Source organism: Haematomicrobium sanguinis DSM 21259, from assembly GCF_000688395.1.
Taxonomy (GTDB): domain Bacteria; phylum Actinomycetota; class Actinomycetes; order Actinomycetales; family Micrococcaceae; genus Haematomicrobium; species Haematomicrobium sanguinis.
Genome location: NZ_JIAG01000017.1, coordinates 17594 through 33232 on the forward strand (window position 1 = coordinate 17594; position 15639 = coordinate 33232).

Annotated in this window: 17 protein-coding genes; 2 read left to right on the top strand and 15 right to left on the bottom strand. The window is 60.6% G+C overall.

Annotated features, from left to right (window positions below):
• Nucleotides 1-2 precede the first annotated feature (2 nt).
• From O148_RS0112930 to O148_RS0112975, 10 genes are all read right to left on the bottom strand, one after another.
• Nucleotides 3-971, bottom strand: coding sequence for an ABC transporter ATP-binding protein (locus tag O148_RS0112930; RefSeq protein ID WP_026531256.1), 969 nt, complete (start codon nt 969-971; stop codon nt 3-5).
• Nucleotides 968-1762: an ABC transporter permease gene (locus O148_RS0112935; protein WP_026531257.1), complete on the bottom strand. Its 795-nt coding sequence runs from the start codon at nt 1760-1762 to the stop codon at nt 968-970. Before O148_RS0112935 ends, O148_RS0112930 begins: the two co-directional genes overlap by 4 nt.
• Nucleotides 1755-2549 carry an ABC transporter permease gene (locus O148_RS0112940; protein WP_026531258.1) on the bottom strand — a complete coding sequence of 265 codons (795 nt, stop codon included), beginning with the start codon at nt 2547-2549 and terminating at the stop codon, nt 1755-1757. Before O148_RS0112940 ends, O148_RS0112935 begins: the two co-directional genes overlap by 8 nt.
• 44 nt (nt 2550-2593) lie before the next feature.
• Nucleotides 2594-2956 (bottom strand): barstar family protein, encoded by a 363-nt coding sequence (locus O148_RS16600; RefSeq protein ID WP_035746159.1) that lies wholly within the window; start codon nt 2954-2956, stop codon nt 2594-2596.
• On the bottom strand, nt 2953-3462 hold the full coding sequence (locus O148_RS0112950; RefSeq protein ID WP_026531259.1) for a guanyl-specific ribonuclease: 510 nt from the start codon (nt 3460-3462) through the stop codon (nt 2953-2955). The genes O148_RS16600 and O148_RS0112950 overlap by 4 nt, the downstream gene beginning before the upstream one ends.
• 88 nt (nt 3463-3550) lie before the next feature.
• Entirely contained in the window at nt 3551-5605 is a 2055-nt protein-coding gene (glgX, locus tag O148_RS0112955) for a glycogen debranching protein GlgX (protein ID WP_026531260.1), read from the bottom strand.
• Nucleotides 5606-5607: 2 nt separating this feature from the next.
• On the bottom strand, nt 5608-6585 hold the full coding sequence (gene rlmB, locus O148_RS0112960) for a 23S rRNA (guanosine(2251)-2'-O)-methyltransferase RlmB (protein ID WP_026531261.1): 978 nt from the start codon (nt 6583-6585) through the stop codon (nt 5608-5610).
• 185 nt (nt 6586-6770) lie between these two features.
• Complete coding sequence (gene cysS, locus O148_RS0112965) at nt 6771-8276, bottom strand: cysteine--tRNA ligase (RefSeq protein ID WP_026531262.1); 1506 nt, start codon at nt 8274-8276, stop codon at nt 6771-6773.
• A gap of 159 nt (nt 8277-8435) precedes the next feature.
• Nucleotides 8436-9332 carry an SDR family oxidoreductase gene (locus O148_RS0112970; RefSeq protein WP_026531263.1) on the bottom strand — a complete coding sequence of 299 codons (897 nt, stop codon included), beginning with the start codon at nt 9330-9332 and terminating at the stop codon, nt 8436-8438.
• A gap of 48 nt (nt 9333-9380) precedes the next feature.
• The gene (locus O148_RS0112975) at nt 9381-9878 is read right to left on the bottom strand and encodes a MarR family winged helix-turn-helix transcriptional regulator (protein ID WP_075204368.1); all 498 of its coding nucleotides are present in this window, start codon (nt 9876-9878) and stop codon (nt 9381-9383) included.
• A gap of 84 nt (nt 9879-9962) precedes the next feature.
• On the opposite strand from O148_RS0112975, the gene O148_RS16605 reads away from it, so the two are divergent.
• Nucleotides 9963-10913 (top strand): EamA family transporter, encoded by a 951-nt coding sequence (locus tag O148_RS16605; RefSeq protein ID WP_075204369.1) that lies wholly within the window; start codon nt 9963-9965, stop codon nt 10911-10913.
• Here the strand turns inward: O148_RS16605 and ispF are convergent.
• From ispF to O148_RS0112995, 3 genes are read right to left on the bottom strand one after another with little or no spacing between them, the layout of a single operon-like run.
• Nucleotides 10882-11367: a 2-C-methyl-D-erythritol 2,4-cyclodiphosphate synthase gene (ispF, locus tag O148_RS0112985; protein WP_026531265.1), complete on the bottom strand. Its 486-nt coding sequence runs from the start codon at nt 11365-11367 to the stop codon at nt 10882-10884. The two genes, O148_RS16605 and ispF, sit on opposite strands and share 32 nt — an antisense overlap.
• On the bottom strand, nt 11364-12077 hold the full coding sequence (gene ispD / locus O148_RS0112990) for a 2-C-methyl-D-erythritol 4-phosphate cytidylyltransferase (protein ID WP_026531266.1): 714 nt from the start codon (nt 12075-12077) through the stop codon (nt 11364-11366). The genes ispF and ispD overlap by 4 nt, the downstream gene beginning before the upstream one ends.
• 18 nt (nt 12078-12095) lie before the next feature.
• Nucleotides 12096-12578: a CarD family transcriptional regulator gene (locus O148_RS0112995; RefSeq protein WP_026531267.1), complete on the bottom strand. Its 483-nt coding sequence runs from the start codon at nt 12576-12578 to the stop codon at nt 12096-12098.
• 261 nt (nt 12579-12839) lie between these two features.
• Here O148_RS0112995 and O148_RS16610 point away from each other — a divergent pair, with 261 nt between their 5' ends.
• The gene (locus O148_RS16610) at nt 12840-13385 is read left to right on the top strand and encodes a hypothetical protein (protein ID WP_157374638.1); all 546 of its coding nucleotides are present in this window, start codon (nt 12840-12842) and stop codon (nt 13383-13385) included.
• 88 nt (nt 13386-13473) lie between these two features.
• Here the strand turns inward: O148_RS16610 and O148_RS0113005 are convergent, their stop codons facing one another.
• A complete protein-coding gene (locus tag O148_RS0113005) occupies nt 13474-14154 on the bottom strand; it encodes a response regulator transcription factor (RefSeq protein WP_026531268.1) in 681 nt (226 codons plus the stop codon).
• A 13-nt stretch (nt 14155-14167) separates the two neighbouring features.
• Nucleotides 14168-15433, bottom strand: coding sequence for a sensor histidine kinase (locus tag O148_RS16615; RefSeq protein WP_084157311.1), 1266 nt, complete (start codon nt 15431-15433; stop codon nt 14168-14170).
• Nucleotides 15434-15639: the final 206 nt, after the last annotated feature.

Here is a 15639-nt window from a genome sequence, read left to right on the forward strand (position 1 = left end):
CGCTACAGGCTTCGGTACAAGGTGCGGACAATGTCCTCAATGTCCGGTTCGGCAAGCGAGATATCCCGCACCTGTCCGTGCTTGCCTAGTTCTTGAAGTACGACGGCGGCACTCACCTGGCGGGGCGCGAAGGCAAATACTTGCCTTGCCCCGTCCGCCTGCACTTCTCTGCGTTCAATCGGGGCGGGTGGATGGATCGGCGGGGTGGGGCCCTCGAAGTCCACGGTCATGATGCGTTTGCCGCCAACCGAGTCGATCAGTGTGTCAAGGTCGCCGTTGAAGACCTGCCGTCCCCTATCAATGACCACGATGCGCTCGCATAAGCGGGACACGTCATCCATGTCATGAGTCGTCAGCATGAGCGTGGTGCCCCGCTCGCGTCGCTCTTCGATCAAGAACTGGCGGAGCTGTTCTTTGGAGAGCACATCCAGACCAATGGTGGGTTCATCCAGGATCACGAGCTCGGGTTCGTGTTGGAGCGCAGCGGCCACTTCGCCTCGCATGCGTTGACCGAGAGAAAGCTGCCTAACAGGGCTGTCAAGGAAGGAGCCGATACCCAGTCGATCAACGAGTTCTGTGCGCCGTTTCTTGGCCCGCCCGGGTTCGAGCCGGTGAATCGCCTCCAAAATGCGGAAAGACTCGGTCAGAGGGAGGTCCCACCACAATTGGCTGCGCTGACCAAAAACCACACCGATGCGCTTGGTGAGATCAATCCGTTGCGGCACCGGATCCAATCCCAGGGTTCGGGCGGTTCCTCGACTCGGGACAAGGATGCCGCAGAGCATTTTAATGGTGGTGGACTTCCCGGCCCCGTTGGCGCCAATATATCCAAGGGACGTGCCAACGGGAACCCGCAAATTCAAGTCGCTGACCGCGTGAATTTCTTTCCGGCGACGCAACTTCGCGGAGGTGTCCCTGATTCGGAAAGACCGGCCCAGGCCCTCGGTGTTGATGGCAAGCTCTCCGCTCATGATCCTGTTCCTTTGTAGTGTCTGAGTCCTGCCCGCCACATCAATAGCGCCATGGCCGCCGCAACGAGCGCGGCCGCTGGCGTCCACCATCCAAGCCACGCCGGGAGGCCCGGCGGCCCGTCAATCCCTAACGCCAGCAGAACCGGCAAATACCCAATAAACGCCGCGGGCAGGACGAAACAAAAAAATATCCGTAGGGTTCCATGCAGAATTGAGGTCGGCATCGAGGCCGCGTATTTCATCCCGTAAACGGCGGCATTTGTGACCTCTGCGGCGTCAATAAGGTAAAACTGAGCCCCGCTCGCCGCAATAAGGATCGACGCGTAAATCACCACACCGCTCATCAGCGCTAACAAAAGAACGCCGATGGAGACCAGAGTGAAGGGCACCCCGGCCAACAGGACGGCCACGACGAGCAAGACGGCCATAGCCACAAGACGCCCAAACTTGTTCAGCGTGATCTCTGAGGACATGAGCTGCAAGAGCACCGGCAACGGGCGCAACAAGAAGGAGTCCAACTGCCCACTCCGCACATACCTGGGCAACCGGTCCATATGGCCAAAAACAATATCCGCAATGCCCCACGCCGTATTTGCCAGAGCGAAAACAAGGGCGGCCGCGCCGAAGTTCAAGCCGCCCAACGTCTCGGTCCGGCCAAAGATTACCAGGAGTTCGGCTAGTTCCAGAGCCGCCACCAATGTTGACCCGAATATGTCCAACAGGAATGACTGCTTGTACTGCAGCTGGGAGCGAACCCGGGAACCCAACACCGCGCGATACGGACTAGCCACCTTGAATCACCACCCGCTGTTGGCCCCGAAAGAAAAGCAGCGCACCTGCCAGCCAGAGTCCGCCGAGCCACAATACTTGACCGGCAACCTGCGCCAGCATCAGCCCTGGCTCTGATTGGCCCATCAGCACATTGATCGGAGTCTGCATCAACGCCGGAAACGGGGTGAGCCAACACAAGGTTTGCAACCATTCGGGAAACCAACTGATCGGCAGAATGAAGCCGGACAGCAACTGCGCCACCGTCATGTATGTCATTTGGAACCCGCGGATTTCCATCACCCAGAAAGCGATGAGATTAATGAGCCAATGCAGCGCGAAAGACACCGACATCGAAAGCACAATACTGAGCCCCGCCAGTGGATAGGACCACGCATCCCGGGAAAAGACCATTCCGGTCGTGACTAGCCCAATGAGGATCATCGGTGTCCCACGGAAAAGCAACTGAAACGCGCTCGCCCCCAGCGACTGCGCGTACATTGTCCATTGCAGCATCACCGGCCGCAACAGGTCCACCGCAACATCGCCGGTGCGCACCCGGAGCGCCAGCTCGGACCAGGACCAAATGTTCACAGCAGTCAAAAGTGCCTGGGTGAGCCACACATAGGTGGCCGCTTGGGCAACGTTGTAGCCGCCAATGGCCGCTCCCGCGCCCCCGATGGCAGCCGTCATAATTGCCGCGCGGACAAGGCCAAATACCGTGTTCGCCACGATGCCCGCAATCACGGCGCCGGGGTATGCGGTCAACCGCTTGAAGCCAGCCTGCACCATCACCCCGAAAACACGCACAATGATCAAACCTAATCGCGTATCCGGAGCCGGTCAAGGAAATTTTAGTCGCGTACTTTCGGCGTGGTTTCTAGAGCAATCATCGCCACCTGCGCGTCCTCTAGTTGGCCGAGAATCTCCCGCACGGCCGCCCCAGCAGCACTCCGCCAGAGCGGTGCCCCGGCTTGCACCACCAGGGTGACCGGTGCCCCTTGCGCCGCGACCCACTCGCCTAGCGACTCCTCGAGCGCATCCAGATTCGCACCAAAGTAGGACGGAAAATCCAGTTGCCGGGCAAAGTCCGCGAGCAGGCTCGCCTTGTCCTCCCCCTGAATCACGACGGCGTGTCCCCCACCGGCCACGCACCGCGCCTGAATGAGGGCTTGCGTTTCCTGCGCATCGTGTGCGCTCACTCGGGCAAAAATCATGTGCCCTCCTGAATGTAGTAAAACGACTCGTAATGATCGTCCGTGTAGAACTTGGTGCCATCGTCCCCGACCACAATGCGCCTGGCGCCGCGATCATCCTCACCAGGGGTTGGCACCGTGTATTCAGCGTAAAACCCTCCACGTTTCTTCGGGAGCAAACCCTCAAAGTTGCCGAAATTTACCCCATCTCGGGAGTACGGATATGGGCCGCCGTCTCTGATGAGTTCGAGGGTATCCCGACCTTCCGGAGGCAGTTCGGACTCGCGGATAACCGGTAGCCCGAACTTCTTTTGGGGTGTTTGCTTGCTAGGTTTCGCACTCGGGGTGGAGGCCGTGCTTGAAGGGGATGAGTGCGCCGTCGAGTTGGATACCGGTTGCCCGGTCTCATCCCCCTGAGCGGTTGGTGATGGGGAATTCACCCAATTGACGAACAGCACGGCCAGAACCACCGCAACGATTGCGGCAACTATGGCAACAAGAAGACGCTGCGGTGTGCGAGTTTTCATCGCCTCTATTCTCGCCGAGTCGGCACGTTTTCCGCTATAGGCGCCCCCTTTAGCGGAAAACGTGCCGACTCGGCGAAGGGGGTGGGGTTTAGTTGGCGCGAAAGACTTGGATCGAATTCGCCGGAAGATCTACCGCGTCACCGCCGCGGAATGTCTGTTGCGCCGGAACGCGGTCGGCGGTAGCCAAAAGCAGATCGAACTCTTTGCTATTGCGCTCAAAGGCACCGCTGGATTCCAGGGCGACTTCGTCCGGGAGGGTTACCTCCACGTCGGAGAGCGAGCCGTTGATCACGATCATCCCGTCCACCGCGCCGTTGGGCGAACCGAGAATCACTTGGACAACGCGGGTGTTCGGATCGTTCCAGGCATCAATGGACATGGGGGTGCCCTGCGCATCAAACCACAGCATGTAGTTGCCGTCGGGGCGGCTCCAATACTCGTAGGGTTGCCCCTTGAGGAAGGACTGGCGGATCTTGATCAGCCGCCGAGTCACGTCAAACATGTGGCGTTCATGCTCGTCGAAGTTCCAGTCCATGTAGGAGATTTCGCTGTCCTGGCAGTACGCGTTGTTGTTCCCGTCTTGGGTGCGCAACACCTCGTCCCCCATGCTGATCATCGGGACGCCGCGGCTCAAGAGCAGTGTTGCCATGAGGTTCCGAGCCGTCAGTTCCCGAGCGGCACGCACATCGCAATCGGCGGTATGCCCCTCGACGCCGTGGTTGAATGAACGGTTGTTGTCGGTGCCGTCCCGATTCTCTTCGCCATTGGCTTCATTGTGCTTGCGGTCGTAGCTGGTCAGATCGGCCATAGTGAAACCGTCGTGCGCGGTCACAAAATTGACCGACGCCATGGCGGTCCGCCCCGATGTGGTGAACAAATCCGCCGAACCCGCAATGCGCGTGGCGAGCGCCGCGACGGAACCGGGCATGTCCCCTCGCCGCTGCGCCGCTTGGTCCGTGAGCCAAAAATCGCGGACCGTGTCGCGGAACCGATCGTTCCAGTCTGACCAGCCATGCGGGAAGTTTCCGGTTTGCCATCCGCCAAGTCCCACATCCCACGGTTCGGAAATGAGTTTCACGCCGCTCAAATCATCCGAGAGCGCGGCGGCGTGCAGGAATGGGTGCATCGGAGTGAACTCGTGGTTCTCATCCCGCGCCAGCGAGGTCGCCAGATCAAATCGGAAGCCGTCGATGTGGAAGTCCTTGACCCAGTAGCGCAAAGAGTCCAGCGCCATTTTGGCGACGCGCTTGTTGCTGAAGTCCAACGTGTTGCCGCAACCGGTCGTGTCCACGTAGTTTCCAGCAACATCGTGCCGGTAGTAATCTTGCTCGCCCAAGCCACGCCAGCTGAGCTCGGGCCCACCCTTGCCGCCCTCGGCGGTGTGGTTATAGACCACGTCCAAGATGACCTCAAGTCCGGCCCGGTGCAGGAGCTTGACCATGCCTTTGAACTCGTCCTGCACGGCTTGCGGTCCTCCGGCCCGGGCGGCCGCACTCGCATACTCGGAGTGCAAGGCGAAATACCCGAGCGTGTTGTAACCCCAATAGTTGGAGAAGCCGAGTTCTTGAAGGTGCGGTTCGTCGATGTGGAAATGCACCGGTAGCAGCTCCACCGCGGTGACGCCCAACCGTTGCAAATACGCAATCATTTCCGGGTGCGCCAAACCGGCGTAGGTGCCGCGCAACTCTTCGGGAATCCCCGGATGATTGATCGTCAAGCCCTTGACGTGCGCCTCATAAATCACGGTCTGCCGTTCGGGGGTGCGCGGACTCTTGTCCTCGCCCCAGTCGAAATCCCGCTCGGTGTGTGAGGAGTAGTACACCGTTTCGCCGTCGACTTCTTCCTCGACGATGGCCTTACCGTAAGGATCCAGCAAAAGTTGCGCACCCGGGGTTTGCCCGGTGGCCCAAAATCCGTAGGGTGTCCCGGCCGCCAGGGCCGGGATCGTCGCATAATGTACCCCGGACTCGTGGTTCGATAACCGCGCGTGCTGCCACACGCCGTCGTACTTAAAGTGAATATCTAGCGCTTCGATGGCAGGCGCATATACGGCCACGTTCATGTGGCCGTCCCGGCGGCTCAACCCCAATGTGAACGGGTCGGCGGCGGCGGTGTGGGGGAGTTGAATTTGTTCGATGGTCATACTTATCGGTTGCGTTGGCGGGCAATTTCGTAGAGCGTGATGCCAACCGCCATGGATGCGTTGAGCGATTCCATGGCCGAGGAGATCGGGATGGACACGATGGAGTCGCAGCTTTCGCGGACCAGGCGGGAGAGACCTTTGCCCTCGGATCCAACAACGACGGCGAGTGGTTCCTTCCCGAGCGTGAGCTCGGTGAGCGCGGTGTCACCATCGCCGTCCAGGCCGATCACGAAGTAACCGTCCGCCTTCAGGTTTTTGATGGTGGTGTTCAGGTTGGTTGCGCGGGCGACGGGCACGCGGGCGGCAGCGCCGGCACTGGTTTTCCAGGCGGAAGCGGTCATGCCGGTCGAGCGGCGCTCGGGCAGGATCACGGCGGTGCCGTTGAATGCGGAGACCGAGCGGATGATTGCGCCGAGGTTGCGCGGGTCGGTAATGCCGTCGAGGAGGACCAGGAGCGGCGGGGTGCGCGTGTAGCCCTTATTCCAGTTTTCAATCGCCTCTTCGGCGATGTCTTGCGGGTCCGCGTATTCGTAGTCCGGGATGTGCAGCGCGATGCCCTGGTGAACGGCGTCATTGCTGAGGCGGTCAAGTTCCGGGCGCTGAATTTCCATCAGCGGAATGCCGCGTTCGGCGGCGATTTTCATGGATTCTTTGACGCGGTCGTCGGATTCGAGGCGGCCGGCAAGATAGAGCGCCTTGGCGGGGACTCCTTCGCGGAGGGCTTCGACGACCGAGTTGCGTCCGGTCACCAATTCCATGGACTTTCCGCGGGTGCCTTTACCTTGAGTGTTGCCGGCGCCGCGTTTCGCCGCCGAACGCTCGGCGAGCTGCTTGGCGCGGTATGCCTTGTGGTACGGGCGGTCCTCGGCTTTGGGGGTGGCGCCGCGACCGGCCAGTGCTTTGCGCCCATGGCCGCCGGTACCCACGGTGGGGCCCTTTTTGTTCTTCCGGATGGCACCGGGACGTGGCTTATTGGCCATGGCTGCTGCTTTCGGTCCTTTGTTGTTGCTGGCTTTCGCTTAAGGATAATGCTCTGTGTGTTGCACGTGCTGTTGCGCGGCACAACATTGGTCCGGCACAGTTACCGGTACTATTCTACGCGCACCGGCCGTTTGGGCTTATTTCGCGGGGGCTCGGTTAGGGGTTGGCGCGGTGTGTGGACGGCTTATTGCTGTGCGCGAAATGACCAGGTCGCGCCGTCCTTGCCGTCCTCGATGGCAATGCCGAGGCTGCTCAGGCTCTCTCGAATCGCATCGGAGGTGGCCCAGTCTTTCGCTTGGCGCGCCTCTTCACGGCGTGCAATTTCGGCGGTGACGAGGGCGTCCAGGGCGTCGGCGCTCTGGTTTCCGGCGGCGCTTGTTCCGGAGTGTTCGGGGGGTAGGCCGAGGATGTGTGTCATTGCGTGGACCGCGGCGGCGCTTTGTGCCGCTTGGCTCAGGTTGCCGTCTGCGAGCGCCTGGTTTCCGCGGGTGACCTGGTCGTGGAGGACAGCCAGCGCCTTGGGGATGTTCAGGTCATCGTCCATGGCTGCGGCGAATTCGCCTGGCGTGGCACTTAGCGGTGCGAGCGCGTACCCGGCGCCATCTGCCGTGCGCTGCATTCCGTACTCGGCGAGATCATCCTCGTTGACTGTCTTGAGGGCACGGTTCAAGAACCCGTCGATGCGCTCGACCGCGGCTTTGGCTTCTGCCAACGATTCCGGGTTGTAGTCCAGCACGGAGCGGTAGTGTGCTTGGCCCAGGTAGTAGCGCACCACGCGCGGACTGGCTTGAGCGAGCATCTCTGCCGGAGAAATCACGTTGCCCACCGATTTGGACATCTTTTCGCCCTGATAGGTGACCATGCCGTTGTGCATCCAAAAGTTCGCAAAGTCCTGACCGGCGGCTTGAGATTGCGCCATTTCGTTTTCGTGGTGCGGGAAGCGCAGGTCGAGGCCGCCGCCATGAATATCGAAGGCTGTGCCAAGGTATTTCGCTGCCATTGCCGAGCATTCCAGGTGCCAACCGGGGCGCCCCCTCCCCCACGGCGAATCCCAGGCGGCGCTTTCCGGGTCTTCGCTCTTGTGCCCCTTCCACAGGGCGAAGTCCCGTTCGTCGCGTTTGCCGCGTGGGTCGGCGTCGGTGGCAGCTTGCATCTCGGTCACGTTTTGGTTGGTGAGGCTCCCGTACTTCCCCCAAGAAAGCACGTCGAAGTACACGTCACCGCTGCCGTCTTCGGCCGGGTAGGCGTGGCCGCGATCGATCAGGTCTTGAATGAGCCGGTGCATTTCCGGGATGTGTCCGGTAGCGCGGGGCTCATAGGTGGGGTCCTGTACCCCGAGGAGGGAGTAGTACTCGTCAAACACCTTCTCGTAGCGGTAGGCGAGCGCCCACCATGGTTCGTCCCTGATGCCTGCGGATTGTCCGGGATCAAAGTCTGGGTCGAAGGACGCTTGCGATTTCGCGAGGATCTTGTCATCGATATCGGTGACATTGCGGACCACGGTGACCCGAAAGCCTTTGTGTTGCAGCCAACGGGTGAGCTGATCGAAGACGATTGCCGAGCGCATGTGACCCACGTGCGGTTCGCCCTGCACCGTGGCGCCGCAGTAGTAGAGGCCCACCTCGCCTTCGCGCAACGGCGCAAAGTCGCGAACCTGCCTGGTCTGAGAATCGTAGAAACGCAAAGTCACCACTTTAGGTTAGCGCGCCCGGGTGGGCCCGGGTGCGCCTGGTTGCGCCCTGTTGTGCACTGTTGTGCCTGGGCGCACGGGGCGCCCCGGGTGTATCTGGGTTGGCAGAGCGCGCGTGGGTACACCCTTGCGCGCCCCGCGCCTCATGCTCAAACCGGGCTAGGTGATCGGCCGACCACCGGTGACACCGATGATTTCCCCGGTAATGTAGCTGGATTCCTGGCTGGCGAGGAACACATAGGTTGGGGCCAGCTCGGCGGGCTGCCCCGGGCGCCCCAGCGGAGTGTCCTGTCCAAAGCTGGTCAGCTTTTCCATCGGTTGCCCGTAGCTGGGTTGCAACGGAGTCCAGACCGGTCCCGGAGCCACCGCGTTCACGCGGATTCCGGAGGAAGCAACCTGTTCGGCAAGTCCTTTAGTGAAGTTGGCAATGGCCGCCTTGGTCGCAGCGTAATCGAGCAACCCCTTGGACGGCTGGTATGCCTGGATCGAGGTCGAGTTAATGATCGTGGCACCCGCGGGCATTACCTTGAGCGCCGCTTGGCTGAGCATGAACGTCGCGAAGACGTTGACGGTGAACGTGGTGACCAGTTGCTCTTCGGTGAGGTCGGCAAAGTCCTCCTGGAAGATTTGCTTCCCGGCATTGTTGACCAAAATGTCCAAGCCACCGAGCTTTTCGACCGCGCTTGGCACGAGCGACTTCTGGAAACCTGGGTCGGAAAGGTCTCCCGGGATTCCCACACCGACCTGGCCTGCGGCCTCGATCTCGGCGATGACCTTGTCGGCGTCGCTCTGCTCCTCGGGCAGGTAGCTGATCACCACGTCCGCGCCCTCTCGCGCGAAAGCAATGGCGGTGGCCGCGCCAATTCCGGAGTCGCCGCCGGTAATGAGCGCCCTGCGGCCCTCAAGCCGCCCAGTGCCGCGGTACGTGTCCTCACCGTGGTCGGCGCGCGGCTCTAGTTTGCTGTCCAGGCCGGGTTCGTCTTGGCGCTGTTCAGGAATGTCGAGGCGCGAATACTGCTGAGTTGGATCCTGCATCTCAAACTGATTGGTACTCATGGTTTCCACGCTAGTAGCGGTGAAACTCTCCGTGAACCCCCCTTGTTTTTAGCCCAGTTTGCCAAGAATCTCATTGAGCTGGTTGATGTCCTTTGCCGACAGGTTCTTGGTGAGTTCTCGATACGCTTCCAGTTCGGCAAGCGCCGCTCGCGTCACCACCAGTCGCCCGTGCGGAAGCAAGTGCACCTGGATGGACCGCCGATCTTCCGGGTGCGTTTTTCGCGTAATCATGTCTGCGCGCTCGAGACGGTCTAGCCGTCCGGTGAGGCCTCCACTGGTAACCATCATTGTTTCTAGGAGATCGCGCGGCGTCAGTACATAAGGAGCGCCGGAACGATAGAGCGTTGCCAACACGTCAAACTCCCCCGGGCCAATGCCAAAACCCCTGAATATTTCAGCCAGCAGGGTTGACACTTTTGCGTTCACCCTGAACAACTGGCCGAAAGGTTCCATGAGGGAGTAGTCATGCGCAGGATCCTGGGCACTCCACTGTGCAACCACATCGGCCGGCGTCAGCCTAGATGTTAACGGTTCATCTGCGCTCACCCGTCGAGTATATCTTGACACAATCTTTCTTAGTAGTAAGATACTTATTACTAAGCTAGATTTCTCCTCGCGAAGAAGAATGCAATGATCACTCTGAGAACCGCATTAGCCCCCATGATTTGGGGAACCACCTATGCCGTAACGATCCTCTTCCTTCCGCCCTCCACGCCATTTCTCGATGGAGCGGTGCGTGCTCTTCCCGCGGGACTGCTTCTGCTAGCAATTGCTCGTACTCTTCCTCGCGGCGCGTGGTGGTGGAAGTCGGCGGTTCTCGGGGTACTCAATATCGGCGCCTTCTTCGCGTTGCTTTTCGCAAGCGCGTACCTTCTTCCCGGCGGGATCGCCGCAATCTTCGGCGCATTGGGACCGCTTCTTGTTGCCCTCATTGCACGCGCCGTATTGCACGTAGCGCCGGCCCGCGGCACCGTGCGCCTTGGGCTCGTGAGTATCGCCGGGGTCGCGATGATCGTATCGGCGTCATCATTTCAGCTCAATGCCTGGGGGATCGCAGCGGGATTGGCGTCGGTGACATCTATGGGTGCAGGCACAGTTCTCGCCAAAAAATGGGACACTCGAACTCAACCACAACTCGCCTTGGCTGCGTGGCAGCTGAGCTGGGGCGGGCTGTTTTTGCTCCCACTCGCATTGCTTATGGACTTTCCAGTGGAGCTGTCCGCCACAAATTGGTGGGGTTTTGCGGTGGTCGCCGTGGTTCATGGCGCACTCTCGTACTACCTGTGGATCACCGGTGTTTCATTGCTGGACACGAACACCGTAAGTTTCCTCCCCTTGCTCTCACCGATCGTCGCCGCCGGGGCAGGTTGGGCGATTCTTAACCAATCGCTGACCGCCTGGCAGTTAGTCGGCATGGCAATCACTCTCGCGGCCACGGTACTGGCGACGATCCACGCCGGAGGCGCCAGAAACAAAGGACGTACGCGGCATCGCGGACGCGCGCTCAGTTCCGGGCTCAGACCGCACCCGGCAACCAGTGCGGGTGAGATTACGGCACGTACACCAACGCGGTCGCCATAGCAGCCAGGCCCTCGCCCGCGCCGGTGAACCCGAGTCCATCCGAGGAGGTCGCCGCGACCGACACCGGGTAATCGATCGCCTCGGTCAGCGCTACTTCGGCTTCGTTGCGACGCCCGTCGAAGCGAGGCCGATTGCCAATCAGTTGCACGGCAATATTGCCGATCTCAAAGCCCTCTTCCAGCACCATGCGGGCGGCTTCCTGCAGAATCGTCAGCCCAGACGCCCCGGCCATCTCCGGCCGATCCACCCCAAACACCGATCCCAAATCACCCAGCCCCGCTGCCGAGAGCAACGCATCGGCGGCGGCGTGGCACACCACGTCCCCATCGGAGTGACCGTCCAGGCCGGGCCCGTCATCCCATTTCAGCCCGGCCACCCACAGTTCGCGCTGCGGGTCGGTTGAAAACTTGTGGATGTCCACTCCGATACCCGTGCGGTACAAGTTCTTACTCATGCATTTTCCTCCCCGTGGGCCAAGGCCGCTTCAGCAACCATGAGGTCCATGGGTGCCGTAATTTTGAATGCTAACGGATCACCGGCCACCACCACGACCGGCTCGCCCAGCCGTTCCGCCGCCGCGGCATCATCGGTGACGCTAACGCCCTCGCGCGAGACCAGTTCGTGCGCGCGGCGCAACACGTCCAGCGCAAAACCTTGCGGTGTCTGCACGGCTCGCAAATTCGCGCGATTCAAGGTCGACTCGACTCTTTCTACTCCGCCGCGGCTGCTGACCGATTTGATGGTATCGACAACCGGAACGGCCGGAATGACGGCACCGGCCCCCTCCTCGAGCGCGGCGCACACCCGCGAAAACACCGCCGCGGGTGTGAGCGCCCGGGCGGCGTCATGAATCAGAACGTGGGTCACGGAATCGTCCAGCGTGCCGAGCGCATTGCGCACCGAGTCCGCGCGCTCGCCTCCACCGTCCACCGCCTGAATTACGACGCCGGATGGTTGCCTTTGCGCGCACATCGACCGCAAAATTGCCTCCCCTGGGGGGACGGCGATAACAATCTGCATGAAAGAGGGCATGTTCTCTGACTCCAAGGAGTCGAGAACATGCCCTAAAATTTCACGTCCGCCCACGTTAACCTGGGCTTTCGGAATGCCAGCGCCTAGACGTTGCCCCAACCCTGCGGCAACAACAATAAGGGCTAGATTCATCAGAGGCTGTGGACAGTGTTAGCTGGCCAAAACCTCGTCAAGAACGCTTTCAGCCTTTTCCTCATCCGTCTTCTTTGCCAAGGCAAGTTCGGAGATCAGGATCTGACGAGCGCGAGCGAGCATACGCTTTTCACCCGCAGACAGCCCACGGCCGTGATCGCGGCGCCACAGGTCGCGAACAACCTCGGCAACCTTAATGACATCTCCGGATGCGATTTTCTCGCCATTTGCCTTGTAACGACGGGACCAGTTAGTTGGCTCTTCAGCGAACTCGGCACGCAACACGTCAAAAACATGCTCCAGGCCTTCTTTTCCTACGACGTCACGCACACCGACCAGATCGACATTTTCCGCTGGAACTTCGATGGTGAGATCATCCCGCTCGACCCGCAACTTGAGGTACATTTTCTCTTCGCCGCGAATGGTGCGCATCTTGATTTCCTCAATCTTCGCTGCACCGTGATGTGGATAAACTACTGTTTCGCCAACTTCAAAAACCATGTGGAGTTTCCCCTTTCCCGCAGACAATCTTATCACGATTTAGACACGCCGAAGGCACGTTTCAGCTTGTCAAAGCGCGGAAAACGGCAGGACGTGACTACAATTTGCCATTGACTTTTGCCCAGAATGATGCCACGTGTCACGCGCTCGGGTAGCAAGGCGTTAGGGTTAAGCGTAGAAACAATACTGGTTCGGGGTGCGCCCCGAGAATATCGGGAGTCATCCACGGTGAGCCGTTCATCCACTCGCAAGATTTTGACCGTGTCCGCCCTGTCCCTGGCGCTCTTGGGGGCCGCCACGGGGTGTAGCGGCATTAACGAGCAAGCAACCGAAAAGGTCTATTCCGCCTCCGACGGCGTCAGCGCCAACATCAACGACATGCAGCTGCGCAACATCATGATCATCTCCAGCGACAAGGGCGAGCCCGGACGCATGATCGGCACGGTGCTCAACCCCTCATCCTCAACCGGCAGCATTGACTTTCAGTTGAGTGGAGAAAGCATCTCCTTCCCGATTGCAGCGGAAGCGGAGGTTCGCCTGGAAGACGCCGAGCCGCCTCAGATTTTCCCGAGTGTTCCCGAGATTCCCGGTGCCACGCTGTACATGCCGGTGACTGTGAAACTTGGCTCGGACTCGGTGGAGCAGAAGCTGTACATCCCGATCCTGGACGGCACCCTGCCCGAGTACCGCCCATACGTGCCGACTGCTGTGCCAACCGCGCCCAACGGAACCGAAGAGAGCGGCGCGCCGACCGAAGAAGAGCTCGTCACCGAAGCCCCCTCACCTTCCCCCACAACCACCCCATAACGCCGCAACGCCGTTTTTCTTGTCGCAGATTAACGAAATAGGCCGGAATTCCGGCCTATTTCGTTAATCTGCGACAACTTTTTTGGGGTTACGGCTCGAACTTGTAGCCGAGGCCACGCACCGTGACGAGGTACTTCGGGTTGGACGGGTCCGGTTCCAATTTGGAGCGCAACCGCTTGACGTGCACATCCAAGGTCTTGGTATCCCCCACGTAATCCGAGCCCCACACACGGTCGATCAACTGTCCACGGGTCAGCACCCGGCCAGAGTTGCGAAGCAACATTTCCAGCAGCTCGAACTCCTTGAGCGGCAGCGACACCTGCTCGCCGTTGACCGAGACGACGTGCCGCTCGATGTCCATGCGCACCGGCCCCGCCTGGACCGTCATCGAAACGAGTTCTTCCGGCTCGCCCTGCCTGCGCAACACCGCTCGGATGCGTGCCACAAGCTCCCGAGACGAGTACGGTTTGGTCACGTAGTCGTCGGCGCCGAGTTCGAGCCCCACGACCTTATCGATCTCGGAATCCTTGGCCGTCAACATGATGACCGGGACCGAGGAGCGCACCCGAAGCTGTCGGCACACTTCGGTGCCGGACTGGCCGGGAAGTTGAAGGTCTAGCAACACCAGATCCGCGCCCGCCCGATCGAACTCGGTGATCGCATCCAGGCCGTTGTCCACAACTTGTACTTCAAATCCTTCTTTAGCCAAAAGGTAGGAGATCGGGTCGCTGAAGGACTCCTCGTCCTCCACAATCAGAATTCGACTCACGCTACTGGTGTTCCTAACTGTTCTTTTCCGCGCGTGAGGTTGCACGCGCTTCGGAGAGCGAGCTCGCCGTGGGGGTTTCGCCCAGTGTAGCGGCACCCACGGTGCCTTCCGCTGGTTGGTGGGTATCGCCGTCGTTCATCATGGAGGGCGAATCTTCGGTGTCAATCAAGGGCAACCGCACCGTGAAGGTGGAGCCGCGGCCAAGCTGCGACCAGACGCTGACGTCGCCGCCGTGATTGGAGATGACGTGCTTGACGATGGAGAGCCCAAGGCCGGTGCCGCCGGTTTGGCGCGAGCGGGCGGCGTCAATGCGGTAGAAGCGCTCGAAGATGCGCTCCTGGTCCTCCGGCGAGATTCCGGGGCCCTGGTCGGTGACCGAGACGCGTGCGACCCCGTCTTTGGCGGAGAGGCCCACGCCCACGGTGGCGCCGTCCGGCGAGTAGCGGATCGCGTTGTCGATGAGGTTGCGGAAGGCGGTCATCAAGAGGTCGCGGTCGCCGTAGATGGGTTCGGGGACCGTGCCGCCAACCCGGATGCTCATGTTTTTGCTTTCGGCGGTGAGCTTGTTGCGGTCCACTGCTTCGGCAATGACGCCATCGAGGTTGATCGGGCCGCCGCCGCGCATCACGTCGCTGCCCTGGAGACGCGAGAGCTCGATGATGTCTTGGACAAGTGCGGCCAAGCGGATCGCTTCCTTGTTCATGCGGGTAGCGAAACGGCGGACAGCTTCCTCGTCTTCGGCGGCGTCATCGAGGGCTTCGGCGAGCAGGGAGATCGCGCCGACCGGGGTTTTGAGCTCGTGGGAGACGTTGGCGACAAAGTCGTTGCGCATCGCTTCGGTGCGGACCATGTCGGTGCGGTCATCGGCCAAGAGCAGGATGTATTCCTCGCTAATCGCGGCGACGCGCACATTCAGGATGATGGTGCCCTGGCCGAGCGGGCCGCGCGGGAGTTCCAGGGTTTTTTCTTCGATGACGCTGTCACGGCGGACCTTGGCAATCAGATCGAGGAGCTCTTGGTGGAGGATGGTATGGCCGCGAACCAGCCCGAAAGCGTAGGCGGCGGGGCTTGCTTTGACGACGCCGTCAATGGTGTCCACGACGATGTACGCCTTGCCCACAACCGAGAGGACTTCGGCGGCGCCGTCCGGCAGGCCCGGTTCATCCACGTCGATCTCGTCATCGCGGCGGCGCTCCGAATAACGGAATGCGAGCACCCCGCCGACCCCCACCAAGAGGCCGAAAACGGCCGCGATGATTGAGGCCCAAAACAAATCCACCTATCTAGCGTAAACGGGCTGACAAGGGTTTTTGCACGGTCTGTGAGACTTATGCTCGCGGTTCAACTAACGTTTACCTAAAGGGACTCAAGAGTTCACGAGAGACTGACACTCTTCAACATGAACTGTGGGTTGGTGCCTGAGTCGATTAGGCGCTGGCGTTGTTGCGCGGCATTCATCGTTGACCCAAGTATCGAGAACTGTAC